This is a genomic window from Acidovorax sp. JHL-9 (genome assembly GCF_000426205.1).
Taxonomy (GTDB): domain Bacteria; phylum Pseudomonadota; class Gammaproteobacteria; order Burkholderiales; family Burkholderiaceae_C; genus Acidovorax; species Acidovorax soli.
Genome location: NZ_AUEX01000001.1, coordinates 127,873 through 140,808 on the forward strand (window position 1 = coordinate 127,873; position 12,936 = coordinate 140,808).

At 67.7% G+C, this 12,936-nt stretch carries 13 protein-coding genes; 7 read left to right on the forward strand and 6 right to left on the reverse strand.

Annotation, left to right across the window (positions count from 1 at the left end; translation table 11 throughout):
* Positions 1-89 precede the first annotated feature (89 nt).
* Positions 90-419 carry a DUF3579 domain-containing protein gene (locus K225_RS0100585; protein ID WP_026434589.1) on the reverse strand — a complete coding sequence of 110 codons (330 nt, stop codon included), beginning with the start codon at positions 417-419 and terminating at the stop codon, positions 90-92.
* Between the two features lie 230 nt (positions 420-649).
* On the opposite strand from K225_RS0100585, the gene K225_RS0100590 reads away from it, so the two are divergent.
* The 3 genes from K225_RS0100590 (at position 650) to K225_RS0100605 (ending at position 3,273) form a co-directional block, all read left to right on the forward strand.
* A complete protein-coding gene (locus tag K225_RS0100590) occupies positions 650-1,846 on the forward strand; it encodes an aspartate aminotransferase family protein (protein ID WP_026434590.1) in 1,197 nt (398 codons plus the stop codon).
* Between the two features lie 22 nt (positions 1,847-1,868).
* The gene (gene argF, locus K225_RS0100595; protein WP_026434591.1) at positions 1,869-2,789 is read left to right on the forward strand and encodes an ornithine carbamoyltransferase; all 921 of its coding nucleotides are present in this window, start codon (positions 1,869-1,871) and stop codon (positions 2,787-2,789) included.
* Positions 2,790-2,946: 157 nt separating this feature from the next.
* Entirely contained in the window at positions 2,947-3,273 is a 327-nt protein-coding gene (locus tag K225_RS0100605; RefSeq protein WP_026434592.1) for a YkgJ family cysteine cluster protein, read from the forward strand.
* Between the two features lie 21 nt (positions 3,274-3,294).
* On the opposite strand, the gene K225_RS0100610 is transcribed toward K225_RS0100605, so the two are convergent.
* The 4 genes from K225_RS0100610 to K225_RS0100625 all read right to left on the reverse strand — a co-directional run bounded on the left by K225_RS0100610 (position 3,295) and on the right by K225_RS0100625 (position 7,045).
* Entirely contained in the window at positions 3,295-4,455 is a 1,161-nt protein-coding gene (locus K225_RS0100610; RefSeq protein WP_026434593.1) for a diguanylate cyclase, read from the reverse strand.
* Between the two features lie 150 nt (positions 4,456-4,605).
* Entirely contained in the window at positions 4,606-4,848 is a 243-nt protein-coding gene (locus K225_RS20090) for a hypothetical protein (protein WP_034711456.1), read from the reverse strand.
* Between the two features lie 2 nt (positions 4,849-4,850).
* Complete coding sequence (gene feoB, locus K225_RS0100620; RefSeq protein WP_026434594.1) at positions 4,851-6,722, reverse strand: ferrous iron transport protein B; 1,872 nt, start codon at positions 6,720-6,722, stop codon at positions 4,851-4,853.
* Positions 6,719-7,045 (reverse strand): ferrous iron transport protein A, encoded by a 327-nt coding sequence (locus K225_RS0100625; RefSeq protein ID WP_369794824.1) that lies wholly within the window; start codon positions 7,043-7,045, stop codon positions 6,719-6,721. Before K225_RS0100625 ends, feoB begins: the two co-directional genes overlap by 4 nt.
* Positions 7,046-7,231: 186 nt before the next feature.
* Here K225_RS0100625 and kynB point away from each other — a divergent pair, with 186 nt between their 5' ends.
* From kynB to K225_RS0100645, 4 genes are all read left to right on the forward strand, one after another.
* Entirely contained in the window at positions 7,232-7,858 is a 627-nt protein-coding gene (gene kynB, locus K225_RS0100630) for an arylformamidase (protein WP_034711458.1), read from the forward strand.
* A gap of 88 nt (positions 7,859-7,946) precedes the next feature.
* Positions 7,947-9,284: a kynureninase gene (kynU, locus tag K225_RS0100635; RefSeq protein WP_026434597.1), complete on the forward strand. Its 1,338-nt coding sequence runs from the start codon at positions 7,947-7,949 to the stop codon at positions 9,282-9,284.
* A 14-nt stretch (positions 9,285-9,298) separates the two neighbouring features.
* A complete protein-coding gene (kynA, locus tag K225_RS0100640; RefSeq protein ID WP_026434598.1) occupies positions 9,299-10,195 on the forward strand; it encodes a tryptophan 2,3-dioxygenase in 897 nt (298 codons plus the stop codon).
* A 261-nt stretch (positions 10,196-10,456) separates the two neighbouring features.
* The gene (locus tag K225_RS0100645; RefSeq protein ID WP_026434599.1) at positions 10,457-11,668 is read left to right on the forward strand and encodes a nitrate/nitrite transporter; all 1,212 of its coding nucleotides are present in this window, start codon (positions 10,457-10,459) and stop codon (positions 11,666-11,668) included.
* Positions 11,669-11,722: 54 nt separating this feature from the next.
* Here the strand turns inward: K225_RS0100645 and K225_RS0100650 are convergent, their stop codons facing one another.
* The gene (locus K225_RS0100650) at positions 11,723-12,931 is read right to left on the reverse strand and encodes an FAD-dependent monooxygenase (protein WP_026434600.1); all 1,209 of its coding nucleotides are present in this window, start codon (positions 12,929-12,931) and stop codon (positions 11,723-11,725) included.
* Between the last annotated feature and the right edge of the window lie 5 nt (positions 12,932-12,936).

The following is a 12,936-nucleotide window of genomic DNA, read 5'->3' on the forward strand; positions in this document are numbered from 1 at the left end:
CCGGGGTCGGTTCCAGCCGAAGCCGCCCTGTCCCCGACACTCCAAAAGATGAGTGCGCGAAGCCCCAGCCCCCCAGCAGCGGGCTACAGTCAGCGCTGCAGGGGCGCCGCAGGCGGATCGGGCAGCAGGCAGGCCTCGGCCACCTGCAGGTTGTTGTCGCGCGCGAAATTGATGACGAAATCCCAGGCCATGGGCTCGTGGTCGCGCAAGTCGCTGTTCACCACCACGCATTTCACCCCGTTGAGCGTGGTGGGAATGCACCAGGGCGAGTAGCTCAGATGACTGCCGGGCTTGGCTCCGCCCGGGCGAAAGCCGCTCATCACCCCGGCCAGCCGCTCGGCCCAGTCGCTGGGACGAAAGGTTTTTCCTTCGTGGGTGATGCCCTGGATGAAGACTTCTTTGGAGGAGGGGGAAACCATCGGGGGTCTGAGTGGTGGGGGCGGATAGCGCAGGATCACTGCGTGCGGCACCGCAGCCAAGTATTCTAACTCTTATATAAGAGCTGGGCCGCCTCCCCCTCCACCCAGGCATTGCAGTGATGCGCAATCGTCATCTTCGGATGCACGCGCTCGCCCTAGAATCGTGCTTCGCTTTTTTCGGGTGCGGCCACCACGGCCGACCCTTCACCCTGTCGCCTGGAGTCCACTGCATGACCGCTTTCATTGAGGCCGCCTCGCCCCACGTGATGAACACCTATGGCCGCGTGCCGATTGCGCTGTCGCACGGGCAAGGCTGCCGCGTGTGGGACGTGAACGGCAAGGAGTACCTCGATGCCCTCGGCGGCATCGCTGTGAACACGCTGGGCCACAACCATGCCAAGCTGGTGCCGGCGCTGCAGGACCAGATCAGCAAGATCATCCACTCGTCCAACTACTACCATGTGCCCGGCCAGGAGCAGCTGGCCGCCAGGCTGGTGGAGCGCTCGGGCATGGCCAACGTGTTCTTCTGCAACTCGGGGCTGGAGGCCAACGAGGCCGCCATCAAGATGGCACGCAAATACGGCGTGGACAAAGGCATCGCCAAGCCCGAGATCGTGGTGTATGAAAAGGCCTTTCATGGCCGCTCGATCGCCACCATGTCGGCCACCGGCAACCCCAAGATCTACAGCGGCTTTGGCCCGCTGGTCGAAGGCTTTGTGCGCGTACCCGTGAACGACATCGACGCCATCAAGAAAGCCACCGAAGGCAACCCCAACGTGGTGGCCGTGTTCTTCGAGACCATCCAGGGCGAAGGTGGCATCAACCCCATGCGCATTGAATACCTGCAGCAATTGCGCAAGCTGTGCGACGAGCGCGACTGGCTGATGATGATCGACGAGGTGCAGTGCGGCATGGGCCGCACCGGCAAGTGGTTTGCCCACCAGTGGGCCGGCATCGTGCCCGATGTGATGCCCCTGGCCAAGGGCCTGGGCTCGGGCGTGCCGATTGGCGCCGTGGTGGCAGGCCCCAAGGCCGCCAACGTACTGCAGCCCGGCAACCATGGCACCACCTTTGGCGGCAACCCGCTGGCCATGCGGGCGGGCAATGAAACCATCCGCATCATGGAAGAAGACGGCCTGCTGCACAACGCCACCACGGTGGGCCTGCACCTCAAGACTGCGCTGCAACACGCGCTGGGCGGCCTGCCTGGCGTGAAAGAAGTGCGCGGCCAGGGCCTGATGCTGGGCGTGGAACTGGCCCAACCCTGCGGCGTTCTGGTGGGCCAGGCGGCCGAGGCCGGCCTGCTGATCAGCGTCACGGCCGATAGCGTGATCCGCCTGGTACCGCCACTGATCCTCACCATCGCCGAGGCCGACGAGATCGTCGCCAAGCTCACCCCCCTGGTCAAAGCACTGCTGGCGCAATGAGCCAGCCCGCAACGAGAGCGCCATGAAACATTACCTGCAGTTCAACGACCTCAGCGCCGAAGAATACGCCTACCTGTTCGAGCGCGCCGCGCTCATCAAGAAGAAGTTCAAGGCCTACGAAAAGCACCACCCGCTGGCCGACCGCACGCTGGCCATGATCTTCGAGAAGGCCAGCACGCGCACGCGCGTGAGCTTCGAGGCCGGCATGTACCAGCTGGGCGGCTCCGTGGTGCACCTGACCACGGGCGACAGCCAGCTCGGCCGCGCCGAGCCGATTGAAGACAGCGCCAAGGTCATCAGCCGCATGGTGGACCTGGTGATGATCCGCACCTTCGAGCAGACAAAAATCGAGCGCTTTGCGGCCGACTCGCGTGTGCCCGTCATCAACGGCCTGACCAACGAATACCACCCCTGCCAGATCCTGGCGGACATCTTCACCTTCATCGAGCACCGTGGCTCCATCCAGGGCAAGACCGTGGCCTGGGTGGGCGACGGCAACAACATGGCCAACACCTGGCTGCAGGCCGCCGCGCTGCTGGGCTTCAAGGTGCATGTGAGCACCCCCCGTGGCTACGAAGTCGATGAAAAATTGGCCGCCGGTGCAGGTGGAATAAGCGCCAGCAGCTATCAATTTTTCAGCAACCCGCTCGAAGCCTGCCGGGGCGCCGACCTGGTCACCACCGACGTGTGGACCAGCATGGGCTACGAAGCCGAGAACGAAGAACGCAAAAAAGCCTTTGCCGACTGGTGCGTGGACGCCGAGATGATGGCGGCCGCCAGGCCCGACGCCCTGTTCATGCACTGCCTGCCCGCACACCGCGGCGAAGAAGTCGAGGCCGACGTGATCGACGGGCCCCAGTCCGTCGTGTGGGATGAAGCGGAAAACAGGATGCACGTGCAGAAGGCACTCATGGAGTACCTTCTGCTCGGCCGTATTGCATGACATGCAATACGGTGGCGCGCCAGCGCCAGCAGCCTGTTTCGGCGCAGGCTCCTGTCCGCAACGCGGATGTGAAGCGGCCGAAGGTCGCGTGCCGCAGCCAAAATCGCACGCAAATCCAGAAGGCACTCATGGAGTACCTTCTGCTCGGCCGTATTGCATGACCCACCCCTGCCTCACCTGCGGTGCCTGCTGTGCGAGCTTTCGCGTGGATTTTTCGGTGCATGAAACGCAGGAGTTGGGCGGCGACGTTCCCGATGGTCTGGCAGTGCAGGTAACGGGCGCAACCAGCCGCATGCGCGGCACCGACCACAGCCCGCCACGCTGCGCAGCGCTCACGGGCCAGGTGGGCACGCGGGCGGCCTGCGGCATCTACGAATGGCGTCCATCGCCTTGCCGCGAATTTGCGGCAGGCAGCGAAGCCTGCGACCGGGCGCGCATGCGCCAGGGGCTGCCGCCCTATCCCTCCGGCGCGCCTTGGGCCTGACGGTCCCGCCAGCCCCCGGCGCTACGCGACTGGCGTCACGGCCGCGGCGACACCATCGGCCCGTGCCTGCGGTTCAGCCGGCGCTGCGCACACCCGGTTGCGCCCGTCGGCCTTGGCCTGGTAGAGCGCCCGATCGGCCAGGTCAATCAGCGCCGCCGGCTTCATGCCTGCGTCTTGCGCGCATGCCACCCCGATCGACAGCGTGACCTGCACCGATTGGCCATCGGCCAGCCAGCGCCGCTCGGCCACCTGCTGGCGCAGGGCCTGTGCGCGCTCCACGGCGGTTTGCAGGCCCATGCCGGGCAGCAGCAGCAAGAACTCTTCCCCGCCATAGCGGCAACAGCTGTCACTCGGTCGCATGGACTGCAGCAGCAGGGCCGCGACCTGGCACAGGACATCATCCCCGGCCGCATGGCCATGGCGGTCGTTGATCTGCTTGAAATGATCGAGATCGAGGAGCAACAGGGCCAGCGCGGCGCCGTCACGCGCGCAAGCGTCGATTTCGCGCGGCAGGGCCGTGTTCAGGTAGCGGCGGTTGTGCAGGCCGGTCAGGGGGTCGCGATGGGCCTGCTCGGTGAGCTGCTCCTGCAGGGACTCCACGGCCTGCAACTGGCTTTGCAGCGCGGCTTCGCTTTTGCGCAGCCGGGCCCGCGTGGCGCTGAGCGCGACGGTGCGGGTATGGGCGTCGCGGGCAAACAAGACCAGGTAGATCGACAGGCACAGCATGCTCATGGCGCTGACGCGCAGCGAGGTATCGGGGGTAAAGCGCCACCCGGCCACGGCCACCATCAGCGCCGCACCCGCCGCCACGGCAACCAAGGCCTGCAACAGGCCCTTGAACGCACGGAACGCGGTCAGGTTGATGCCGCCACAAATGACCAGGGTGTAGGCGATCCAGAGCGGAAACCCGAGCCCTGCGGCCCAGAGGCCAAAACAGAAATTGTCGAGCAACAGGTTCTGGATTTCCGCCGCCAGCGGATCCTCGGCATGGCGGGCCCGCAGATACACCACATGCGGATAGACCAGGAACTGCAGCGCCATGAGCCACCATGTCCAGGCGCCATGCCCATGCTCCAGAAAATGGGTGGCAAGGACGACCGCAAAGATCAGCCAGGACGCGCTGCGATTGCGGTGGTTCATTCGAACCACCCAGTGGGTGAGCGCAGCAGGGATGGCGATCATGAAGTGGGCGACGGCAGCGGAAAGAAATCTCCCGAGAACGGATGCAGGAAGAACCGCACCATCTGTCATCGCATCACGATCGCGGGCAGCAAATGTTTCTCACTGTAACAAAACCGCCAGGTACGGGACCACCGGTCCGCCCCTCTCCCGTCACCGCTTGGGATGCATCCACACCGGCTGGCGCTCCGGCTCCGGTGTCTGCGCCTGCGCATCGGTGGGGCGCGCGGGTGTGGCGCAGCCCCCGCAATCGCTGCAGGCTCCGCAGGACGGCGCCTTGCCCAGGCCCGGTCGCAAAGCGTCCAGACGCCTGCGCAGCGCAGCGGGCATCCAGTACCAGGCCGCATAGCCCCCTGCCAGCGCCACGATGGCGCCCACCGCAATGTCTTGCCACATGGTCAACCCCCTCCCCACGCCAGCGCCAGCCGGTAGGTCATCCAGCTGGCCGCATAGGCCAGCGCAAACAGGTAGGTGGCCATCAGCAGCGCCAGGCCCCAGGAGTTCGTCTCGCGCCGCACCGTGGCCAGGGTGGAGAGGCACTGCGGCGCAAACACGAACCACACCAGCAGCGACAGCGCCGTGGCCAGCGACCATTGCTGCGCAATCAGCGGCCCCAGTTGCGCCGCCACATCGTCACCCGAGGCGGACAGCGCATACACGGTGCCCAGCGCGCCCACCACCACCTCGCGGGCGGCCATGCCGGGCACCAGGGCGATGGAGATCTGCCAGTTGAAGCCCAGCGGCGCAAAGACATGTTCCAGCACCCGGCCCAGCTGTCCGGCCAGGCTGTACTCGATGGCCGGCCCCGTGGCGCCTTCCGGGGGGGCGGGAAAGGTGGACAGGAACCACAGCAGCACCGTGAGGGCCAGGATGATGCCACCCACGCGCTGGAGGAAGATGGCGGCACGCTCATACAACCCCAGCAACAGGTTGCGCGCGCTCGGCACGCGGTAGGGCGGCAGCTCCATCAGCAGCGGGGTGGGCCGCACTTTGCCGCGCCAGAGCTTGAGCACGGCGGCCACGGCCATGGCACCGAGGATGCCGCCCAGGTAGAGCGCAAACATCACCAGCCCCTGCAGGTTGAACCAGCCCGCCACGGTGCGCTCGGGGATGAAGGCGGCGATCAGCAAGGCATACACCGGCAGGCGTGCCGAGCAGGTCATGAGCGGCGCAATCATGATGGTGACCAGCCGCTCGCGCCAGTGCGTGATGGTGCGCGTGGCCATGATGCCGGGGATGGCGCAGGCAAAGCTCGATAGCAGCGGGATGAACGAGCGCCCCGACAGCCCTACCGTGCCCATGAGCCGGTCGAGCAGAAAGGCCGCGCGCGGCAGGTAGCCGGAGTCTTCCAGCGCCAGGATGAAGAAGAACAGGATCAGGATCTGCGGCAGGAACACCAGCACGCCGCCCACCCCCGCCACGATGCCATCGACCAGCAGGCTGCGCAGCACACCCTCGGGCAGGCGCGCCTGCAGCCACTGGCCCAGCGCCTCGACCGTGCCGGTGATGGCGTCCATGGGCGCAGCCGCCCAGCTGAACACCGCCTGGAACATCAGGAACATGGTGCAGGCCAGCAGCAGCGTGCCCCACAGCGGGTGCAGCACCACGCGGTCCAGGGTGTCGTCCACCGCCGCCAGGCCCTCGGGCTCGCGCACCGCCAGCCGCAGGATGCGGCGCGCCTCCTGCTGCGTGTGCAGTACCTGCTCCACGCCCTGGGGCTGCCAGGGCCGGGCCTGCACCGCGCCCTGGGCGCGCCAGCCATCGAGCCACTGCAGCAGCTCGGCTGCGCCGCCCTTGCGGATGCCCACGGTTTCCACCACGGGCATGCCCAGCTCATGCTCCAGCACGGCACGGTCGATGGCGATGCCCGCGCGGCGAGCGGCATCACTCATGTTGAGCGCCAGCACCATAGGGATGCCCATGGCCTGCGTCTCCAACACCATGCGCAGACCCAGCCGCAGGTTGGTGGCATCGACCACGCACACCAGCAGGCCGGGCGCGGCCTCGCCGGCGCGCTGGCCGGTGACCACGTCGCGCGTGACGGCTTCGTCCGCGCTCAGTGCATTGAGGCTGTAGGCGCCGGGCAGATCGAGCACGCGCACACGCTGGCCCGAGGGGGTGACGAGCTGACCCTCCTTGCGCTCGACCGTCACACCCGCATAGTTGGCCACCTTCTGGCGGCTACCGGTGAGCAGGTTGAACAGCGCCGTCTTGCCGCTGTTGGGGTGGCCCAGCAGCGCCAGGCTCAATGGGGTGGCCTGTGCATTCATGCCGCCACCTCACCAACGGGCGCCATGGTGCTGACGCGCACCAACGCCGCCTCGCGCCGGCGCAGGGCAAAGGTGGTGCGCCCCACGCGCACGGCCATCGGATCGCCTGCCGGAAAGGCCCGCGCCACCACGCGCACGGGTTCGCCCGGCAGGAAACCGATTTCGAGCAACCGCAGCAGCACATCGCCATCCTGCGGAGCGGCATCCATGTGCAACGCACTCACCCAGGCGTCCACGCGCAGCGGCAGATCGGCCAAGCCCAGGGAGTGTTCACGGGACGGAACGGATGCATCGCTGCGGGACAGATCGGTCAATGGCTTCACCAGATTTCAAATGAAAACAATTCTCATTCTATCGCTTGCGGCGTAAAAATGGCAGCGGCACCGGGGCAACCCGCGCTCTCTTGACGCGGCGCAAATCAGCCGGGCTGCTTCGCTGGGTCGGCCTTTTTTCCCAGGCGTTGCCATAAAGCGACACCACGAATTTGCCAGCGCGCTACCTTGTCGCCCATGCAAAAGCTCTGGGACATCTCCCCCGCAGTCCACCCCGGCGCGCCGGTGTTTCCCGGTGACACGCCCTACCAGCAACAGTGGTGCGCCACGATCGCGCCCGGCTGCCCGGTGAACGTGAGCGCCATCACGATGTCGCCCCATGTGGGTGCCCACGCCGATGCGCCACTGCATTACGACGCGCAGGGGGCAGCGGTGGGGGAACTGCCGCTGGCGCCTTTTCTGGGCCCCTGCCGCGTGGTCCACGCCATCGATTGCGGCGCGCTGATCACCTGGGAACACATTGCCCACGCGGTGGACGCCACCCTCCCTCCGCGCGTGCTGGTGCGCACTTACGCCCGGGCCCCCGTGCAATGGGACGGCCAGCTCACCGCCTACGCCCCCGACACCATCGCGCGCCTGGCCGACCGGGGCGTGTTCCTGATCGGCATCGACACCGCCAGCATCGACCCGGCCGACAGCAAGACGCTCGACAGCCACCAGGTCATCCACCGCCGCAACCTGCGCGTGCTGGAAAACCTGGTGCTCGACGACGTGCCCGAGGGCGATTACGAACTGATCGCCCTGCCGCTCAAGCTGACCAGCGCCGATGCCTCGCCCGTGCGTGCCGTGCTGCGGACTCTGTGATGCACTGATTCCAAGACTTTTTGGCTTCTAGCGCTTATCTCATCAGCGCCAGCAGCTATCCAAAAAAAACTAACCGAACTGCATCGCCATGACCATCACCCTCCAAGCCTGCCGCGCCCTCGATGCGCAAGACCCGCTGGCCCCCCTGCGCGCGCACTTCACGCTGCCGCCCGGCGTGATCTACCTCGACGGCAACTCGCTGGGCGTGGCGCCGAAGGCCACCGCCGCCCGCGTAGCCGATGTGGTCACGCGCGAATGGGGCACGGACCTCATCCAGTCCTGGAACACCGCGCGCTGGTTCGACCTGCCCCAGCGCCTGGGCAACCAGCTGGCCCCGCTGATCGGCGCGGGCCCGGATGAAGTGGTGTGCACCGACAGCACCTCGATCAACCTCTACAAGGTGCTGAGCGCGGCGCTGAACATGGCCCGCGAGGACAGCCCCGCCCGCCGCCGCATCGTGAGCGAGCGCAGCAACTTCCCCACCGACCTCTACATTGCCGAAGGCCTTTGCCAGGAGCGCGGCCGCGAACTCGTGCTGGTGGAGCCCGAAGACATCGCTGCCGCCCTCACCAGCGAGGTGGCCGTGCTCATGCTCACGCATGTGAACTACCGCACCGGCGCCATGCACGACATGGCCGCCATCACCGCCGCCGCGCATGCCCAGGGCATCCTGTGCGTGTGGGACCTGGCGCACAGCGCGGGCGCGGTACCCGTCGATCTGAACGGGGCAGGCGCCGATTTCGCCATTGGCTGCGGCTACAAATACCTGAACGGTGGCCCCGGCGCGCCCGCGTTCGTGTGGGTGCACCCGCGCCATGCCAGCCGTTGCTGGCAACCGCTGTCCGGCTGGTGGGGCCACGCCGCGCCGTTTGCCTTCACCCCCGACTACCAGCCCGCGCCCGGCATCGCGCGCTACCTGTGCGGCACGCAGCCCATCATCAGCCTGTCGGCCCTGCAGTGCGGGCTCGACGTGTTCACCGCCGCCGAGGCGCTGGGCGGCATGGCCGCGCTGCGCAGCAAGTCGCTGGCGCTCACCGACCTGTTCATCCGCCTCGTGGAAGAGCGCTGCGCCGGCCACAGCCTCGGGCTGGCCACGCCACGCGAGCATGCCTGGCGTGGCTCGCAAGTCTGCTTGACGCGGGATGAAGGCGCAGGCGTGAATGGCCAGGGCAGCGGCGCCTACGCCATCGTGCAGGCGCTGATCGCGCGCGGCGTGATTGGCGACTACCGCGCCGGGTCCGGCGCGGCTCCTGCTGCAGGCAAGGGCGACGGCGGCACCGCGCACAAGGACATCCTGCGCTTTGGCTTCACGCCGCTGTACATCGGCTTTGAAGACGTGTGGAATGCCGTGGAACACTTGCACCAGGTGCTGGAGGCCGCCGAATGGCAGCGCCCCGAGTTCAACCGGCAACACGCCGTGACTTGAGAAGGAAACCCGCCATGTGCCCCTTTTCGCCAACCCCCGGCAGCACCGGCGCCACCAGCGGCGCCCCGGCATCCGCCCTGCCCGAATCCATCGTCCACGCCGAGCACGCCCAGCTCGACTTCAGCCAGAGCATGAGCTATGGCGACTACCTGCAGCTCGATGCCGTGCTCAGCGCACAGCAGCCACTGTCACCCGCGCACGACGAGATGCTGTTCATCGTGCAGCACCAGACCAGCGAGCTGTGGATGAAGCTCATGCTGCACGAGCTGCGCGCTGCCATCGGCCATATCGCGCACGATGAACTGCAGCCCGCGTTCAAGATGCTGGCCCGCGTGAGCAAGATCCTGGAACAGCTGGTGCACGCCTGGGACGTGCTGGCCACCATGACGCCGCCCGAATACAGCGCCATGCGCCCCTACCTGGGCAGCTCCAGCGGGTTCCAGAGCTACCAGTACCGCTGCATCGAATTCGCCCTGGGCAACAAGAACCGCGCCATGCTGCAGCCCCACGCCCACCGCCCCGACCTGCTGGCCCAGGTGCAGGCGGCCTACCAGGCGCCCTCGCTGTACGACGAAGCCCTGCGCCTGCTGGCCCGGCGCGGCCTGCCCGTGCCCGCCAGCCACACCGACCGCGACTGGACCCTGCCCTATGCCGAAAGCGATGCGGTGGAACAGGCCTGGCTCACCGTGTACCGCCACTCCGCGCAGCACTGGGACCTGTACCAGCTGGGGGAGGAACTGACCGACCTCGAAGACGCGTTTCGCCTCTGGCGCTTTCGCCATGTGACCACGGTGGAGCGCATCATCGGCTTCAAGCGCGGCACCGGGGGCACAGGCGGCGTGAGCTACCTGCGCAAGATGCTGGACGTGGTGCTGTTTCCCGAAATCTGGAAGCTGCGCACCGACCTGTAAATTGCAGGCACAAAATGGCTCCGACGCTGGTGTGGCAGGCGCTGGCAGCTATCCAATGCGAAGTACCACCGCAGCGATGGCGACAGCGCCCGCACGCGCCAGCTGGTAGGCTGCAGGCTCCCGGCAACAACCGCCTTGCACCCCGCCACTCCCGCTTCACCGCCCGTGCCCCATCCCGACGCCGCCCCGCCCCACCCACCGCCCTTGCCCCCCTCCCCGCCAGAGGCACCCGTGGCGCCTGCGCAGGCCACGCTGTGGTTCATGCTGCTGGCCCTGCTGTCGGCCTTTGCGCTGAGCCAGGCCTACCGCACCATCACCGCCATCATGGCCACGGGGCTGCAGGCCGACTTTGCGCTCTCGCCGGCATCGCTGGGCGCGTTTGCGGGGCTGTTTGGCCTGTCGTTTGGCGTGACGCAATTTTTCATGGGCATCGGCATGGACCTGTACGGCCTGCGCCGCACGGTGCTCAGCGCCTTTCCGCTGGCCATTGCCGGGGCCGCCCTGTCGGCCTGGGCGCCCGGTTATGGCTGGCTGATGTGGGGCCAGCTGCTGATTGGCGTGGGCTGCGCTCCGGCCTTTCTGGCCTGCACGATGTTCATTGCGCGGCATTTCCCCAGTTCACGCTTTGCCTTCCTGTCGGGCGTGGGGATGGGTGTGGGCGGACTGGGCCTGCTGCTCACCGGCACACCTCTGGCCTGGCTGGTGCAGCGCTCGGGCTGGCGCAGCGGCTTCATGCTGCTGGCGGTGCTGTCGGCGCTGGCCTGGCTGCTGATCTGGCGCTGCGTGCACGAGCCGGCCCTGGCCGGCCCGGCGCCCGCGCGCGAGCGCTGGGGCACGGCCGTGCGCCGCTTTGGCGCGCTGTTCATGTTGCCGCACACGCTGGGCATCCTGCTGCTGGGCATGGTGGGCTACGCCTCGTTTCTGGCGCTGCGCGGCCTGTGGATAGCGCCGATGCTGATCGACCGCTATGCATTCACGCTGGTCGAGAGCGGCAACATGGCCGTGGCCATGTCGCTGGTTTCGCTGTTCACCCCGGCCTTCTTTGGCCGCATCGACCCCGGCCCGGCACGCCGGCGGGCCTGGATCGCCAACTTTTCGCTGCTGGTGGCGGCGCTCTACCTGTGCCTGGGGCTGGTGCACCACGCCACGCTGAACCTGGCGCTGGTGATGTGCATTGCGGTGCTGTCGGGGTACTCGGTGCTGCAGTATTCGGATGTGCGCTCGTCCTACCCGCCCGATCTGACCGGGCGCGCGCTGTCGGTGTTCACCATGGCCATGTTCCTGGGTGTGGGCCTGGTGCAGTGGCTCACCGGCTGGGTCGCCGACTGGGCGCAGGGCCAGGGGTTGGAGCCCTACAGTGCGGTGATGGGCGCGATTGCCACCCTGCTGGCGCTCGGCTCGGTCGCGTTTCGCTGGCTGCCGGTATCGCCGCTGCTGCAGCCAGCCGGCGGGCCTGGCAAAGAACCTGCCTGAAAGGCACGCCAGCGCCATGGGTCAAGCGCCAGCAGCTATTTTTGACAGCGCCATCTATAACGAACTGGCGCTGGAACCGTCGCCCCGGTAAAGCCAGGGCACGTCCAGCAAGCGCTCACCCAGCAGGCGCAGCGACACATCGCGCGCCCAGCGCACGGGGCCCGTGGCGTGGAAAATGCGGCCGTTGCGCGTGGAGCGGGCCTGCACGCGCGCGTTACGCTGCCAGCGGTTGAGCGCATAGCGGGTCAGGCGCAGGGGTACATCCAGGTCGTGCATGGACAGCGCACGCTGCAGCTCCGCCGCATCCTCGATGGCCATGCCTGCGCCCTGCGCCAGGTAAGGGCGCATGGGGTGGGCTGCGTCGCCCAGCAAGGCCACCACGCCCCGGGCCATCTCGGCGGGCCCGCGCACAGGGGGGCGATCGCACAGCGGCCACAGGCGCCAGCCACCGCCGGCATCAACCACGCCGCGCACCGCCTGCTGCAGCGCGGTGCAGGTGCCCAGCAGGGCGGCTTCGAGGTCGGCGCCATTGGCCGAGTGGTCCCAGTTTTCCAGGTCCTGCGGCGCGGTGCCCTGCACGATGACCACCAGGTTCTGCAACTCGCCCCGGCGCACCGGGTACTGCACCACATGCAGGCGCGGTCCCAGCCAGGCGGTGACCTGGCGGGTGCGCAGTCCCTTGGGCAGCGCGTGCTGCGGCACCAGGGCGCGGTAGGCCAGGTGGCCCGATACGCGCGGGCGCTGCTCGCCCAGCAGCTGCGTGCGGGTGCGGCTCCACAGGCCGTCTGCCCCCAGCAGGGCATCCCCCTCCACGTCCTTGCCCCGGCTGGTGCGCACCGTCACCACGCCGTCGGCGTCGGTGAAACGGTCGATGGCCTGGTCCAGATGAAGTTGCGTGTCGGTGTATTTTTCGACCGCCGCCAGCAGCAGGCCATGCAGGTCGGCGCGGTGGATGGTGGCGTAGGCCGCGCCGTAGCGCTCCACCGCCGTGCTGCCCAGGGGCAGTGCAGCCAGTTCCTGGCCTGTGAGCGCGCTGCGCACCTGCAGCCGCCCGGGGATGGCGGCGACCTCCTGCAGCGGGCGCTGCAGGCCCCAGGCCTGCAGGCGGCGCACCACATTGGGCCCCAGCTGCACGCCGGCGCCCACCTCGCTGAATGCGGCAGCACGCTCATACAGCCGCACCTCCCACCCGGCGCGCGAAGCCCCCAGGGCCGCTGCCAACCCGCCAATGCCGCCTCCCGCGATCAACACCTGTTTTCTCATGACCG